This window comes from Candidatus Neomarinimicrobiota bacterium, from assembly GCA_018647265.1.
Taxonomy (GTDB): domain Bacteria; phylum Fidelibacterota; class Marinisomatia; order Marinisomatales; family TCS55; genus TCS55.
In genome coordinates, this window is sequence record JABGTK010000075.1 from 1 (window position 1) to 16,252 (window position 16,252).

General features: G+C 38.4%; 13 protein-coding genes and 2 rRNA genes. All 15 read right to left on the reverse strand.

Going from position 1 to position 16,252, the window contains the following annotated elements:
* Positions 1 to 1,685: glutamine--fructose-6-phosphate transaminase (isomerizing) (glmS, locus tag HN459_04615; protein ID MBT3478728.1), on the reverse strand; the 1,685-nt coding region annotated here is incomplete at its 3' end.
* Positions 1,686 to 1,725: 40 nt separating this feature from the next.
* Positions 1,726 to 2,076 carry a four helix bundle protein gene (locus HN459_04620; GenBank protein MBT3478729.1) on the reverse strand — a complete coding sequence of 117 codons (351 nt, stop codon included), beginning with the start codon at positions 2,074 to 2,076 and terminating at the stop codon, positions 1,726 to 1,728.
* Positions 2,077 to 2,112: 36 nt separating this feature from the next.
* Positions 2,113 to 3,663 (reverse strand): glutamine-hydrolyzing GMP synthase, encoded by a 1,551-nt coding sequence (gene guaA, locus HN459_04625; GenBank protein MBT3478730.1) that lies wholly within the window; start codon positions 3,661 to 3,663, stop codon positions 2,113 to 2,115.
* Positions 3,660 to 4,424, reverse strand: a complete 765-nt coding sequence (gene surE, locus HN459_04630; GenBank protein MBT3478731.1) for a 5'/3'-nucleotidase SurE — start codon at positions 4,422 to 4,424, stop codon at positions 3,660 to 3,662. Before surE ends, guaA begins: the two co-directional genes overlap by 4 nt.
* A complete protein-coding gene (locus HN459_04635) occupies positions 4,421 to 5,260 on the reverse strand; it encodes an acetyl-CoA carboxylase carboxyltransferase subunit beta (protein MBT3478732.1) in 840 nt (279 codons plus the stop codon). The genes surE and HN459_04635 overlap by 4 nt, the downstream gene beginning before the upstream one ends.
* Positions 5,241 to 5,693, reverse strand: a complete 453-nt coding sequence (rimI, locus tag HN459_04640) for a ribosomal protein S18-alanine N-acetyltransferase (protein MBT3478733.1) — start codon at positions 5,691 to 5,693, stop codon at positions 5,241 to 5,243. Before rimI ends, HN459_04635 begins: the two co-directional genes overlap by 20 nt.
* Positions 5,690 to 6,310 carry a tRNA (adenosine(37)-N6)-threonylcarbamoyltransferase complex dimerization subunit type 1 TsaB gene (gene tsaB, locus HN459_04645; protein MBT3478734.1) on the reverse strand — a complete coding sequence of 207 codons (621 nt, stop codon included), beginning with the start codon at positions 6,308 to 6,310 and terminating at the stop codon, positions 5,690 to 5,692. The genes rimI and tsaB overlap by 4 nt, the downstream gene beginning before the upstream one ends.
* A complete protein-coding gene (gene tsaE, locus HN459_04650) occupies positions 6,307 to 6,741 on the reverse strand; it encodes a tRNA (adenosine(37)-N6)-threonylcarbamoyltransferase complex ATPase subunit type 1 TsaE (protein MBT3478735.1) in 435 nt (144 codons plus the stop codon). Before tsaE ends, tsaB begins: the two co-directional genes overlap by 4 nt.
* Positions 6,738 to 8,294 (reverse strand): response regulator, encoded by a 1,557-nt coding sequence (locus HN459_04655; protein MBT3478736.1) that lies wholly within the window; start codon positions 8,292 to 8,294, stop codon positions 6,738 to 6,740. Before HN459_04655 ends, tsaE begins: the two co-directional genes overlap by 4 nt.
* A 139-nt stretch (positions 8,295 to 8,433) precedes the next feature.
* Positions 8,434 to 11,043 carry an adenylate/guanylate cyclase domain-containing protein gene (locus tag HN459_04660; GenBank protein MBT3478737.1) on the reverse strand — a complete coding sequence of 870 codons (2,610 nt, stop codon included), beginning with the start codon at positions 11,041 to 11,043 and terminating at the stop codon, positions 8,434 to 8,436.
* Positions 11,044 to 11,045: 2 nt separating this feature from the next.
* Complete coding sequence (locus HN459_04665) at positions 11,046 to 13,808, reverse strand: hypothetical protein (protein MBT3478738.1); 2,763 nt, start codon at positions 13,806 to 13,808, stop codon at positions 11,046 to 11,048.
* Between the two features lie 7 nt (positions 13,809 to 13,815).
* Positions 13,816 to 14,487, reverse strand: coding sequence for a FecR domain-containing protein (locus HN459_04670; protein ID MBT3478739.1), 672 nt, complete (start codon positions 14,485 to 14,487; stop codon positions 13,816 to 13,818).
* Between the two features lies 1 nt (position 14,488).
* Positions 14,489 to 15,664: a hypothetical protein gene (locus tag HN459_04675; protein MBT3478740.1), complete on the reverse strand. Its 1,176-nt coding sequence runs from the start codon at positions 15,662 to 15,664 to the stop codon at positions 14,489 to 14,491.
* A gap of 177 nt (positions 15,665 to 15,841) precedes the next feature.
* Positions 15,842 to 15,959 (reverse strand): 5S ribosomal RNA (rrf, locus tag HN459_04680).
* Between the two features lie 45 nt (positions 15,960 to 16,004).
* Positions 16,005 to 16,252 (reverse strand): 23S ribosomal RNA (locus tag HN459_04685); the annotation flags it as partial.

Below are 16,252 nucleotides of genomic sequence, written 5' to 3' on the forward strand. Positions count from 1 at the left end.
GAAATTTCTTTCAATTCTTTTGTCCGTTTATTCGTCACTGTTATAATGACACCTTTACGTGCTTTCACTTCCTGGATATTGGATAAAACTTTTTCATAAGTGCGGTCATGGGGCGCCAAAAATACAACGGGCATATTTTCATCAATCAACGCAATAGGGCCATGTTTCATTTCTGCCGCTGGATACCCTTCCGCATGGATATATGAGATTTCTTTTAATTTTAATGCACCTTCTAAAGCAACGGGGAAATTCATTCCGCGACCCAAATAAAGAAAATTATCAGCATCGACTGTTGATTTAGCTACTTCTAAAATATCATCTGAATTATCCAAAACTTTTTGTACTTGGTCGCCGATACCCAACAATGCAGCGGATAGTTCTTTCCCCGATGATTGTGAAAGGCCATTTCGTCTGCCAAAGCATAAGGATAATAAAAACAATACTGTAACTTGGGAGGTAAATGCTTTGGTGGAAGCCACACCAATTTCAGGTCCTGCATGGGTGTAAATACCGCAATCCGTTTCACGCGCTATTGATGATCCTACCACGTTACAAATGCCTACTGTAAGGGCTCCAAACTCTTTCGCTTTTTTGATCGCCGCCAGAGTATCCGCCGTTTCGCCCGATTGAGAAATAGCAATAATTACCGTTCGGCTATCGATGATTGGTTTTCGATATCGAAATTCAGAAGCATATTCTACATGAACAGGAATGCCTGCATATTCTTCCAATAGATATTTTCCCATAATTCCAGCATGCCATGAGGTTCCACAAGCGGTGATGTAAATCCTGTGAGCTTTCTCAATTCGATCTATATAGTCACTAATACCGCCAAGATGGGCAGTTCCTTCATTTAGGTTAAGTCTGCCCCTCAATGTGTCTGTAATCGTATTCACCTGCTCATGAATCTCTTTGAGCATATGATGGGGATATTCACCTTTTTCAATTTCTTCAATCGAAAATTCAATTTCGGTGGCTTCTTTATTGATAATAGAATCATCGGCAATTGATCGTATTTCATGGCCATCTTTCGTAATTGTGACCATTTCACCTTCATCCAAATAAACAACATTTCGAGTATGATCCACGATGGGTGATGCATCGCTGGCGATAAAATATTCATTTTCACCTAACCCAAGAACGAGTGGACTGCCATAACGTGCCGCTACCAGTTTTTCGGGTTCATCACTGCAAAAAGTAACGATACCATAAGCACCAACGACTTGATTCAAAGAAACTTGAACTGCCTGTTCAAAAGAAATCCTTTTTGAGTAATATATATCTGAAATTAATTGAACCAATACTTCCGTATCTGTGTCACTTTTAAATTCGATTCCTTTATCCATAAGCACTTGCTTAATGGCAGAATAATTCTCAATAATGCCATTGTGGATAAGAACTATTTTCCCAGTATGATCCCAATGGGGATGGGCATTTATATCATTGGGTTCGCCGTGAGTTGCCCAGCGCGTATGGCCCATTCCAATCGAACCATTCAGAGTAGAGTCATCGATCTGTTTATCTAATACAGAAACTTTTCCTGCTTTTTTGATTGTTTGGATCCCATCGCCATTCATGACCGCAATTCCAGCGGAATCGTAGCCCCTATACTCTAGGCGTTTAAGACCATTAATCAAAATTGGAACGGCATTCTGCTCTCCGTAGTATCCTACTATGCCACACATAATTTTAATTGTTAATTAATAATTATTAATTTTTAATTAACTATCCTTTTTTTGTTGTGATTATTATTGAAGTTAACAACTTAATAATCTCAGTTACATCATTGTTAATACTTTCAAATTCTGATACTTTTAAATAATCTGTACGATTCAGAAGTTCAAGCCAATATAATGTTTCATTTGATTCTTTCTGAGCAATGGCCAATTTATGAATAAAATCAGCTTTACTTTCTGCATGCTCAGATTCTCTTACCATTGCCCCAACTGAAGTTCCCGACCTTAATAATTGCTTACTAAGAACATACTCATTTTTTTCTGTAGTCAAATATTGGTATAACTTTACAATTCTAATTGCAAAATCAAAACTTTTATCTTTTATAATATTTTTCTTCATATTTCACCATTAACCATTAATAATTAACAATTAATCTCACTCCCACTCAATTGTTCCCGGTGGTTTGGATGTAATATCATAAACAACACGATTAATCCCACGGACAGAATTCACAATCCGATTCGAGATTTTACTCAAGGTATCATAGGGCATTCTATACCAATCGGCAGTCATACCATCTGTACTGGTTACAGCTCGGATTCCGAGCAAATTTTCGTAAGTCCGCTGATCACCCATAACGCCCACCGTTTTGACAGGAATAAGCACGGCGAATGCTTGCCAAATTTCTTGATATAATCCATCTTCATGGAGAATGTCCATATAGACTTGGTCCGCTTCTTGTAAAATTTCAATTCGTTCTTGGGTAATATCACCCATAATTCGAACGGCTAAACCTGGTCCAGGAAATGGATGTCTTTCAATCAATGATTCTGGCAATCCTAACTCACGGCCCACATTGCGTACTTCATCTTTGAATAATTCACGCAATGGCTCCACAAGTTCAAAATTCATATCATCGGGTAGCCCACCCACATTATGGTGACTTTTAATTACATGAGCTGTTTTCCCTTTACTCACACCACTTTCAATCACATCTGGGTAGAGTGTTCCTTGTGCTAAGAAATCCATTTTCCCCATTTCGCCTGAAATTCGATCGAAAGAATAAATGAACTGATTTCCAATAATTTTTCGCTTTTCCTCCGGATCTTTAACTTCAGCGAGTTGAGACAGAAAAATTTCTGATTCATCATAACAATGAATATTCACACCCAAACCAGATTTGAGAGCATTTACACAATTCTGAGCTTCATTTTTTCGGAGGAGACCATGATCAATTAAGACAGCTGTAGATTGTTCACCAATTGCTTTATGTAATAACGCAGCAACAACTGTGGAATCCACGCCACCACTCACACCACATAGCACTTTTCCATCACCCACCTGCTTTCGGATAAGAGCAACTTGTTCATTAATAAAATTTCCTGCAGTCCAAGTGGGTGAACAATTGGCAATTTCTAATAAGAAATTTTGAAGCAGTGTTTCACCTTTTTCAGTGTGGGCTACTTCAGGATGGAATTGTGTAGCCACTCTAGTTTGATCCTCATTGGCCATAGCCGCCACAACGCCATTGGATGAATGGGCCAGTGTGTGCCAACCATTAGGAAGTTCAGTAACACGATCCATATGGCTCATCCAAACTTGTGAACAACCGGATACATTTTTAAATAATCCAGATCCATCATCAACTTCAATTTCTGCAAACCCATATTCACCTTGCCCTGTGGATTCTACCGATCCTCCATTATGATGGGCCAATAATTGCAATCCGTAACAAATGCCTAGAATAGGAATTTCCGCATCTAGAATAGATTCATCAAACTCAGGCGCTTCATCACCAAAAACACTGGAAGGTCCTCCTGATAAGATTAATGCAGCCGGCTTTCTTTCTAATATTTCAGCAAAGGGTGTTTCGGGCGGAAGAATTTCAGAATACACATTTTGCTCCCGCACCCTTCTAGCGATTAACTGGGTGTACTGAGATCCAAAATCGAGGATAACAACGCCGCCGGCGTGAAGTTGGTTCAACTAAAATTCCATTCGTTTAATTCATCCATAAATGGCATATTGGTCATTTGGAGTTGCAATGGTGTTATACTCACGAATCCTTCGCGTAAAGCAACCCCGTCCGATTGAATATCTGTGTCCGGATCTTTAATATCACCGGTCATCCAATAGTATATACGACCGCGGGGATCTTCTCGTTTTTCAAAATGATCTTTGAAATAGATAGACCCTTGATGGGTCACTTGATAGCCCTTAAAACCAGATTCGGGATCTTTTGGGACATTTATATTTAAAAGCGTGTCTTTGGGCAATCCATTTTCCAGGACGGCCTTAACGATTTTTTTAGCCACAACTTTTGAACCGGTGAAATCACAATTACGAAGCGCATCTAAACTGATTGCAATGGATGGAATACCTAAAAATGTTCCTTCTGTCGCGGCTGAAATCGTTCCAGAATACAATAAACTTTGGCCCACGTTCGCCCCCGCGTTGATACCAGAAATAATGATATCCGGTTTTTTATCCATGATGGCCTTAACTGCAATCTTAACTGAATCGGCAGGTGTACCATTTACAGCATAGCCTCTAAATCCACCGGACCGTTTTACCTTTTCGATACGAATTGGATCAGAAATTGTAATGGCATGGCCAACAGCACTTTTTTCTGTATTGGGTGCCACGACAGTTGTTTCACCAATTTCTGACATAGCTTCCCAAAGGGCATAAATCCCGGGAGCGAAAATGCCATCGTCATTAGCGATTAAAATTGATGGCCGGCTCATGCTGATAATAATTCAATTATTTTTGATAAAATTTCTTTCATATTCTCCCTTGGAACAATGTGATCGACAAACCCTTTATCCTGTAAAAATTCTGCTCTTTGGAATCCTTCAGGAAGATCTTCACCAATCGTTTGTTTAATTACCCTAGGTCCGGCAAAACCAATCAATGCCCCTGGTTCCGCTAAAATGATATCCCCCAACATACCAAAACTTGCTGTTACACCACCTGTAGTTGGATCTGTTAAAATGGGAATATACAATCCGCCCTCTTCCTGAAAGCGCGCGAGTTTTGAACTGGTCTTTGCCAATTGCATCAGCGCCAACGCAGATTCTTGCATCCGTGCACCACCGGAAGCACAAACAAGAACGAAGGGGATTTTTTTCTCACGGGCAAGATCAGCCGAGCGAGAAATTAGTTCACCTACCACAGACCCCATACTACCGCCAATGAATCCAAAATTCATAACGCTGAGGATCAGACCCTTTCCATTTATACTCCCAGAATAACAATTAATAGCATCATTTTGATTTGTCTTGGACATGGCTACTTTTAACTGGTCCGTATATTTTTTTTGTGCTTTAAAATTGAGCGGATCAGCCGATTTTACATTTGAGAACAATTCTTCCCGACTTTCCTGGTCCAGCAAAATATCCCGATAAACTGTGGGCAGTACGCGAAAATGATGCCCGCAGTGGCGACATACGGAATGGTTTTTATCGAGTTCCGGCTTATACTGAATTTCAGTACAAGATGGACACTTTATCCAAAGTCCACTGGGGATATCTTTCTTTTCTAAATCTGATATATTTTTTTCTTTACGACGAAACCAAGCCATGAGTCTTTACTCTTTTAACCATTATGACTGCATCTTCACCATCGGAATAATATTCCTTACGAATATCAATTTCTTCGAAACCGAAATTAAGATACAAATTTATAGCGGGGAAATTAGTCCGTTTTACCTCTAAAAACACATCTGCATATTGTAGGTGTTTATCCAATATTCTTTCGAGAAATTCATTCCCATACCCCTTATGCTGATGAGGAACATCTATCGCTATATTTAAAATATGTGCTTCATCTTCTACCAAATGGGCAAAAAAATACCCTATAAATTCCCCATCAACTTCAGAAACTAAGTTTAAAGAATTTTCTTTACGAATCAACTCTTGTTGAATGGCTTCCTTAGACCATGCATCGTTGAATATTCGTTTTTCCATTTCATAAATGATACCAAGGTCTGCTAATGATGCGTTACGGATTCTCACTTTTTAGCTCCTAATTCAAAAGGTGAAATGTAATTCGGAACTAAATCATAGGGATTTTCATTAACCCATTTATTAAAATTGTCTTCAGCTAATAATCCTGTCGTTTCAGCGCTGGGCCGGATTGATAAATAATTTTCATCAATCATAAGTTTTTCACATCCATAATGAATGATTAATCCGGAATGATCTATAGTCCCCCACCTCTCCACTCCCTCTTTATTCGCTGGATTAGAACCCGAAAATTGTTGGACATAAATAATATCCCTATGGGAATACATCAATACGGAATATTTCGTATTGTTGATGCCACTATTGACGGCTAGAATATTAAGAGTTGGAACTGGAATAATGGGCAACTGTTTGGCAAAGGCCAATCCTTTGGCAAAACCTAATCCGACCCGCAAACCGGTAAATGATCCGGGGCCAATCGAAACGGCTACCCCATCCAATTGAATCTCATTTAAATTTAATTTATCACGAAGGGACTCATAAAATAGTGGCAATTTTTCTGCATGCTTACGTGGGATTTGTTCTTCGATTTTATAAGTACATTTCCCATTCTGAATGAGAGCAATACCACACCAATCAGTAGATGTTTCAATTGCTAAAATATTCATAGATCAATCCCTGAGATTTTGATTGATCTGGCGTTTGGATCTCCTGAAATACGATTAAAATGAATAAAAATCCAATCATCCGACCAGTACGGTTCAATGCGTTCTGCCCATTCAATTAGGGTGATACCATCCTCAGGATTAAGAAAATGTTCGCCGCCTATGTTTAAAAATTCAACCGGCTTTTCTAAACGATAACAATCAATATGATAAAGAGCCTGTTGAATACCTTTGTATTCACTCACCAGTTTAAATGTGGGAGAAATAACATGATCTTCAATCTTTAATCCTTTTGCAAACCCTTGAGTAAAAGTTGTTTTTCCAGTTCCGAGATTCCCGATTAACCCAACCACTGAACCACTTGGAATTTTTACTGCTAAGTTTTTCGCAAAATTTTGAGTTTCTTCAACAGTGTAAAAAGTTACATTCATCATTTAGGATCCATGATGAAAATAGGTACCATCATTTCTTCCATAGAAATGCCGCCATGCTGGAAACTTCCCTTCAACATATTTTTATATTTATGCTGTTCGTTGGGGTATAAAAAGTAAAAGTCATCTTTAGCCAACAAATAGTTATTCTGATGCCCAAGTGAGGGTAAATGATAGGATGAAAGATCTCGAACATCAATAGCGCTTTTTCCATTCGCATTTATATTCCGTCCATGTTTATATCTCACCCCGGACGATGAATCTTTATCAGCCGCTACCATCGCATCTCTTTTTACCATTATACTACCATGATCACTTGTCATTACAACCTTAAAACCAGCGGTAGCCAATTCTGATAAAACATTTCGAATCCAGGAATTTTCATACCAAATTTTTATAGCTTGCCGATAACCCGATTCATCCGGAACCATTTCTTTTAAGACATCCGATTCTGACCGGCGATGGGCCAATTGATCCACAAAATTCACAACGATTGCCAATAAGTCAAAATTTAGATATTGATTTACATTTGACTGGAATTTCTGCCCTTCATCCACCATCCAAATTTTATGATAATGAAGTGATTTTTCACTCAATCCGGAACCCTTTAATTGATCCTTGAGGAATCTATCTTCTAAATGGTTTAAGCTTCCTTTATCCGACACCATTTTGTCTAATTGTTCAGGGTATTTTTTACAAAATTGATCGGGAAATAATCCTGAGAAAATAGCATTCCTGCTAAATGGTGTTGCCGATGGCAAAATAGAAACTGATGGTTTTATTTTAATGGAAAAATCTTCAGCCAATAGTGGATAAAGCGCCATGAACTGATCCAACCGCATGGCATCCATAACCAACATGCAGACCTTTTCATTAGCTTCTAATAGAGGTTGAACAGAATTTCGAAAAATATCGGTAGAAAGTGTTGGGCTATTTAGCCCGGACATCCAATTTTTATAATTATCTTCAATAAAATGAGTGAAGTTTCTATTCGAGGATTGAATTTGCTCATCTAAGATTTGGTGGAGACTCACCTCCTTTTGTTCTTCAAAATCCAACTGCCATTTAACCAACCGATTATAAATCATCCACCAATCATCAAAAGAAACGGCATCTTCGATATTCAATTCAATTTTCTGGAATTCCTGCAAATAACCACTCGTGGTTTTTTCACCACGAATTTTTGCATCTTCCAGTACTTGTTTACAAGCTATGAAGATCTGGTTAGGATTTACAGGTTTGATTAAATAATGGGCAATTTTTTCAGAGATTGCTTCATCCATAAGCCACTCTTCTTCACTTTTAGTAATCATTATCACTGGCAATGTAGGATTGTTATTTTTAATCTCCCTGAGTGTTTCCATACCATCTAGGCCCGGCATGAATTGATCTAAAAGGACGAGGTCAAAAACTTCATCTCTGGTATGGGATATACCATCGCGACCATTTGAACACGTAGAAATTTCATATCCTTTTTCTTCTAAAAAAAGAATGTGAGGTTTGAGGTGGCCGATCTCATCGTCGACCCAAAGGATTTTACCGCGGGATTTTTCCATAATAAATAGACTTAGAAATTACGGAATCTTAAAAAGGGGATAGATAAAAAAATAAGTTGAAATAGTGCTGTAAAAAAAAGGTGTGTTTACTTAGCTCTAAACCATCTGAAATGATTTTAATTAGGTGGGCAGTCCTATATTATTTTGTCGTCATGGTAAAAACACCATTCCAGTCTTTTCCCGGTGATTCATTTTTAAAATAATCACATCTATCTATATAAACCGCCGATGGTGTAGTGGGCCTAGCCAGGAATTTCTCTTCCAACTCTAAGGAAACTTTAAATTGTTTTTTTGCTTTCATCCAGTCTTGTTTGAGGTAAAGTTTCATTCCTTTATTAAAGGCTTGAATTAATTGAGATTTTTCTTCTGAAAGCTCATTTTTTAGAGCCAATAGCTCATAACCTTTAACCGGTTTTTTCTTTCCTTTTACACGAAGATTATCCAAGAACCGCCATTCAAATTTATCTTTAACAACTTTATATGTATTCTCTGCAACAAAAATATAAACACCATAATGCTTCGCTGCCGGTTCAAGTCTCGCAGCTAAATTTACAGTATCTCCCATCATGGTATAATTCATTCGCATGGCCGACCCCATATTCCCCGTCACCATTTGACCTGAATTCAATCCCACTCGATGGCGAATATTATGAACCAAATCTGGCCAGTCTCCTTCGTCTTCCCATTTTTTTCTCATGATGACCAATTTCTTTTCCATTTCCAGCGCAGTTAAACAAGCATGGTATTCATGATTTTCTAAGGGAACAGGCGCACCATAAAAGGCCACAATCGCATCACCGATATATTTATCTAAAGTACCCTTATGCTCCAATAATATGTCCGTCATTTCAGTCAAATATTCATTCATGAGACGAACCATTCGTGTCGGTTCCAATACTTCTGAAAAGGAAGAGAAACTTTGAATATCAGAAAAAAAAGCAGTATGATATCCAGCGACCCCACCCAATTTTGGCTCCTGTTTATCTGTATACATTTGGTCAATCAAATCAGGTGATATATAAGCTCCGAAAGTATCTTTAAGAAAATTCTTATTTTTTTGCTCAATGATAAATTGATAAATCACATTGGCAGTATAAGTGATACCTAAACTAACAATTGGCGCTACAATGGGAATGACCAAAGATTCTCCAATTTCAGGCAGAGGTGAATTAAAATACTCGGGGTTATTTGCTACTACAGAATTTGGCATGATAGAACCTAAGGTACTTTTTAAATACCAAAATAGATCATCAACAAACAGTCCGCATGCTATGGCGAAATAGATGATTCCCTCTAAAATTATCAGGATTCCTGCCACAACCGGATTCAAATAAGATAAAATCAAGAATGCAATTACACTCAAAAGAGCGATTAATAATGAGTGACTAATGGAATATCCATAAATCAATTCTGTTAATTGACCGCCTAAAACCTCGATATAATTGCTATCCAATAGTGTTTGGATTGCATTACCATGGGTTTCCATTCCCGGCGTTAATTGCTGAATGCCCCAAAAATTATAGAATGGGGTCTGTTTATAATCGTGATGCACCTCAACCGAAGTGCCAATTACAACAATCTTGTTAAAGAACGGCGATTGGGTAATATCATATTCATCACCAATGCCCATGGCTTCCATCATTTCCTGCCGTTCCTGTGGATCTTCAATGGCAGTAATCCATTCGGGGATTTCACCTGGGAGGAACTGGCTCATCCAATCTAGATCTTCGATTGGATCTCGCAACGTAACATCTTCCGTATCAATCACATAAGCCAATGAATATTTTGGAAAAGTTCCCCATGCGGGGAGGTCCTTTTCACCACGATATTTATACCCTGAAGGCGGACCATAATAATTAACAAGAAATGAATTTCCTGCACCGTACGCTTTAATCTTGTGGTCGCCATAAGTCCAAATCAAATTATCCCGATCAAAATAAGGTTTTGCTGTATCCGGAATACCTTTAAATGCCTTAAGCGCTTTCACCGCGAGGGTGAGGTAGTACTTATCCGGTTCGTGGGCCATTTCTCCAAAAATAGCATAGCGTCGAGAAAATCCATCAATATCCATTTGATCATTGATTAAACCCATTTCTGGATTGGCATTTACTACGGGTTCCACGGGATAAGCAATATATTGAGGAGGTACCAACGATGGTTCTGTTACCATTTTCACATTCATGACAACTGTAGTACCAAACAATTGTGCTTCGGTGATTGCTTCTCCCAGAATTTTATCCCCATGCCTTGGAATCAAATAAGGAAGAGATTCCCAAATATATTTCGCCTGTGTCGTATCCCGAACATGGGGAACTTGATCAATGATATATTCGGGTGAAGTTGAAGAAATCAAATCCTGGTAAATTTCAGATCGATTTTCAGGCGCATCAAACTGAATATCAAAAACAATAACCTTTGCTCCGGCCTTATAAAGATTTCGGACAACTCTCCCCCACACACTTCCCCGTGGATATGGCCATTCTTCCGGCATAAGTCGCCAAGCTTCATCGTCTACTTCCAGCAACACCACATCGGTACCGCGATCGATATAGGTTGAGTCAGAAATAGTCCATCCTGTTAATGGACCACGGACAGAATTAAATCGATAATCATAAGTCTTTAATTCAATCGTGTCAAAAACACCAATCCAGTGAAAAAGTGAAACAACAATAATCGCCCCAAGGGTGATTACCCAGCCAACCCATTGGTCCTGGATGTACTTTTGGACGTTTTGTAAGGTGACCTTCACAGTCAAAAGTTATATTGAAGATTCAGTATAATACCCATTGAATTTATATCTAATACTTCACCTGCATTATCGACCTTTCCGTCACCATCATTATCGACTTCATCCTTTTTAAAACTAGGTACATAATTCAATCGAATTTGGCTAACGATAGATGCAGAAAGGTTGTTGCGGATTCGGTAATCTGCACCGGCCTTTAATCCAAATAATTGAGATTTCACCTGACTTTGGCTATTCAAAAGTGAGATGGATCCCCTTGCAAGCATCTTGTCGTCCAACATTTTATAATTAGCTGAAAATGCAATATTTGTCCAAGTATATGGTATTTTGATTAATGTGCTCCCATCCATGGATGGGATTTCCAACTTTGTTTGGCTGAATTGGGCTATTGTTTTTAATTGACTCGGATACGAGGAGGAAAGATTGATTGAAATGGTTTTTGAATCTGTTTTTGGGAAAAGATAACTACCACTTCGTTTTTTAATTAACTGATCCACGTTTGTTACATTACCAATATTAAGGGTGAGATTCTGGTTAACATTTCCACTGGTAAATGGAATTGTAATAGCCATCATATTGGTGGCTGCCTTAGAATCTTCGCGGAGATCAATCGTTCTGCTTCCAATTGAATCCAATTGTGTCTTTTCATTGTTTTTCCCAATTGATTGGTAATTCACGATAAAAGATGGCATACCTGGTCCGGGTAAAAATGTGAAATTTATAAATAATGTATTCGTATTCAATGGGTTCACTGTTGTTCTCAGGATTTTATTATCCAAATGCTTGAAACCTATATTAAGAAATAGTTTATGATCCATTAATGAGACTCTATCTGAAATCGTAAATTGGCGGGCATTATTCCTTAGAAATGGATTGGCCAATGAAACATATTCCGGACCGACTTGACGATACTCCATCAAAAGGCTATTCCGAGCATAATGACCACGAAGGCGAATACTAAATGCAGATGAAGGCATATTTATAATTGTAGAAATGGGATGTTTTTTAATAGTATTGACATCAAATGGAACGAGGGGGGTCATATTCGTATTTATTATAAATATGTCCTTGAACTTGATCGGATCAACCAACAAATCACTCGTTTTTATTTTTGTGGAACCTGATATCTCATTACCATCCTTATCATATTGAAGGCCGATAAATCCGTCTAAAGAATCGTCAAGCGCCGTATCCAAATCAGCCTTAGACATGGTCCCGTCCCAAATATCTCGATTGAACATGCTCATATTCCAATCGAAGTCCAGTGTTAATTTTTTATCATCAAAAGTTGTTCCGAGATTAAATCCAAAAACGATGTTGTCCATGGGTTTTACGCCACCCCAATGAGATGTAGGTGCATTAAGGGAGTTACCTGCCGTTGTTAAGGCTGTTCGGAATGATTCAATATTATACGTTCCCACTGTTATTCCCTGAACCAATGAATCTGAAGTGAACTCGGTACTTTCCAAAACCCCGGTAACGGAACTGGTATCATCCCGCATCTTCATGAAATGTATTCCAATCTTAAATTTGGAGAATAGATCCAATGAGGCGCGCAATCCAGTTACTTTTCGTTTGAATGCAAAACCGGTTCTATCGAGAAAATAAGTTTTAGAACCATCTTCATTGCTTTGTGTTAAATCTGTTAAAATACGGTATCCACCGTTAATTCTGTTTTTTTGATTAACGTTTCGATTCAGTTCGCCATTTACAAACTGCAGTCGAATCCATTTTAAATTGGCATCAATTCCCAGTCCACGGATCCGTTTTCCATCTACCGTAAAGGGGCTAAACCTTGGGTAAAAGTCGCCTACATTCACATTAAGAAAATTACCGAATGAAAATTGTGTACCAAACCGATTATGTGGTTGGAGATATTGAGTTTCCCTCGTGCTTAAACGCAAGTCGGTGGATAATTTCGCCCACTGCAAATCTATTGAATAATCGCCCATAATTTCAGCAATATTCAGAGAAACTCCACCAATTTCCTCCACAGATAGACGACTACCAATTCGACCATCATATTTGAAATATTCTGATATTTTTTTCCGCTCTGATCCAACCGTAAACGTCCATATTATTGGTGCGATTTCCTGTTGATTTAGATCGTTCATTTTGATTTCAACAACATGAACTCCAATCATTAATGGTCCCGGATCATAACTTAAGAGACCTTCTTCAAACATCATTTTTGATGATACATCTACCCCATCTACAAGAAGACGAACAGAACTTGCATCAACTTTATTTGCATTAAAAAATGATGCGGCAACCAAGATTGAGTATTGATCTACAATATCATTTTCTCCCGGCGATAAAATTAGTACATCAGCGGCAGGAAGTTCACCAAATACACCCAACTTCTTTTGCCTGACCGGCGGAATAATAGTTAAATGATGAGGATGATTGAATGGATCATCCATAGGAAATGAAACAACTCTATCTCTGGAAAACTTAAAAGCAATAACATACTCGAGGCCTGCTTCAGTAAGTCCAAACCCGGGAATGGTCACTTCCCAGTTGAAGCCTGTTTTATGAAATGGAATTTCCAGGTACGATTCTCCGTCCGGCAATCGGTAATACAATGTGGCGTCTATAGGATTCGTGACTTCTAGAGTTGCAGCTGATAGCGTAAGATCCTCACCAATAATACCGTTAGAAGGTGGCATGTGATGCATCAAGCGAGTTTGACCAAAACCATTTTGACATAAAAAAAGAAAAGGGACTATACCAATCCCCAAACGATTAAATGATCTTCGAACTTTCACCGGCTATCTAATTATAATTAATGATCAATATTTTTATTTTACCGGACGCATCCTTGAATTCAATTTCAAGTTTTTTGGAATCTCCGGCCGAACGGATTGGATCTTCAGGAATAGTTTTGGGATCTGTTTTAAAAGATTGAATCGAACCATCCGCCGATGACAAACCAGACAGGCCCGATGTAATATCTAATGATTCACCTGAAAACTGATTCAACAACTCCACAACACCTTCTAATCCGATAATCGAATCACCACTGTTTTTGTCCGAAATAAACCAAAAGTCTGTTCCTTTTACCGACGCAACCGAAACAGATGTCCGAATAATAAATTCACCCTTTTTCTGTTTACTGACTTGGGCACGAATAGTCCCCTTTTCCATTCTTATTTCTTTGGCAATAGCCCTAGCTGACCGTTTACCGACAATGGTTAATTGGCTGTTTTCTTTAACTTTTAAGGCAGATTTATCGTCAATGAATACGAGCGCTGCGAAACCACCTTTTTCCGTTGTAAGGATGTCCCCACTTTCAAAAACATGTCCCTTTTTAAGCGTTTTAGAACTTCCATCTCCTCTTGTAAAATTCACCGACCCAATCACCTTTGTGGCAATAGCAATTCGATCGCCCCCGATTATCATGGAAATAAATAATAAATTAATTATGATATTTCGAAATTTAAACATTTTATTCATCCACTTTAACAGATTGAAGTGAAATCTTTTTACTCGCCAATTGTTTTAATATTTGTTGGAGTGTATTCTGATCAATGTTAGAATTATTAAGTGAAACATTGTTTGTTGGTTTAAATCCCTCAAGTGGACTCCCCGGACCAAATAGGGCATTATATTTATCGTCTCCTATCGCCTGCCTTAATTCCTTAGTTACTAAATTTTCTAAAATAGGAATGGCGGATTGGGAAGGATTTGCCACTTTAAATACGTAGATAGATGAAACTTGGTCTTCCATACCACCTGTCGTAGGGATTCTTGTTTTCACCTGCCATACATAAATTTTTCCATATTCTAATGGTCTTGCCCCGGAAAGTGGATATTGGAATGTGCTAACATCAGCCAACGCCAACCAATCCTCTGACTGATTAAAAGGCAGGGTACGTTCATCACGCATAGCTTCTTCAGTTGAAGAATGATAGCCTACTTTGAATTCGGCTACCCGGATATATGTTTCACAATTTTGACAATACCCCTTATTCCAATTGAATAGAGGATAAGTTGAATAAACCATATTGAACAATGTATCAGCCAATTCACCGCCGGGAGATTCAAGGTTTACCCCAGATGGAGACTCAACCAATATTGTTTTCGAGTCCTGATCGGAAAGAAACAAATCAAATTTTGATGAACCTGAATATAATTGTATCTCAAAACGGTATTCGCCATCAGCTAATTGACCCGTTGTCATCACAGCACTAATTAATGATTCAAATTCGGAAGGATTTAATGATTCCTTCATTTGGATATTAATAGGCACAATATTAGGAGGACTCCCCTCGTCTAAAAGTGAGGTAGTACCACTGGTAAAATTCCTATTGTCTAATAGGACATCAGCTTTAATCTGGAAGGCATTAGATTCTAATTCGACTAGTGTTGTTCTTGAATCTATCCCTAAGGATGGAGACAGAAGAGTTGCTCTAAACCAAACTTTTACATAGATAGGATAGTCATCTGTATAGATCCGATAACGAAAGAACGGCACATCAGATTGACCAGTTTGAACATCAATATTGCTCATATAGTATGTAGCATATTCATAAAACTGACCGTCAAGTTTTGCCTGGCTAAATATAGATGACCAACCCAGAACAAAAGAAATAACAAGTGCTTTAAAGATTTTTATTACCATTACATATATTATTTTATTACCATTACGTATATTAATTAAGTATTCAATCTGCAATTTACCTAAGGACAAGAAGAGTCTTCAAGGTAATTTGAATTCTCTGTGTTTTATAACACAATTTAAATTACCAGACTATAAAATAAAAAGCCCCGCTTCAAAAGAAACGGGGCTTTTAAAAGTTCCCGGCGATGACCTACTCTCCCACGCTAGTTACCCGCGCAGTACCATCGGCGCTGTAGGGCTTAACTTCCGAGTTCGAGATGAGATCGGGTGTGACTCCTACGCTATGATCACCGGAGAAATTTCAGGGAATTGATGCGGATCTTCAATTGATCAAGAAAGATTGATAAAGCCATTCGGCTAATTAGTACCACTCAGCTGAATGCATTGCTGCACTTACACTTGTGGCCTATCAACGTCGTAGTCTACAACGAGCCTTATTATCAATATGATAGGGAGAACTAATCTTAGGACAGGTTTCGCACTTATATGCTTTCAGCGCTTATCCTTTCCGAACGTAGCTACCCAGCGATGCTTCTGATGAAACAACTGGTGCACCAGAGGTTCGTCCACTTCGGTCCTCTCGTACTA

Excerpts from the sequence above, each read along its gene's own strand:
- tsaE (MBT3478735.1), bottom strand. The coding sequence starts at position 6,741 with ATGATGAATGTAACTTTTTACACTGTTGAAGAAACTCAAAATTTTGCG.
- HN459_04670 (MBT3478739.1), bottom strand. The coding sequence starts at position 14,487 with ATGTTTAAATTTCGAAATATCATAATTAATTTATTATTTATTTCCATG.
- HN459_04655 (MBT3478736.1), bottom strand. The coding sequence starts at position 8,294 with ATGGAAAAATCCCGCGGTAAAATCCTTTGGGTCGACGATGAGATCGGC.
- HN459_04620 (MBT3478729.1), bottom strand. The coding sequence starts at position 2,076 with ATGAAGAAAAATATTATAAAAGATAAAAGTTTTGATTTTGCAATTAGA.
- HN459_04675 (MBT3478740.1), bottom strand. The coding sequence starts at position 15,664 with ATGGTAATAAAAATCTTTAAAGCACTTGTTATTTCTTTTGTTCTGGGT.
- surE (MBT3478731.1), bottom strand. The coding sequence starts at position 4,424 with ATGAGCCGGCCATCAATTTTAATCGCTAATGACGATGGCATTTTCGCT.
- HN459_04635 (MBT3478732.1), bottom strand. The coding sequence starts at position 5,260 with ATGGCTTGGTTTCGTCGTAAAGAAAAAAATATATCAGATTTAGAAAAG.
- tsaB (MBT3478734.1), bottom strand. The coding sequence starts at position 6,310 with ATGAATATTTTAGCAATTGAAACATCTACTGATTGGTGTGGTATTGCT.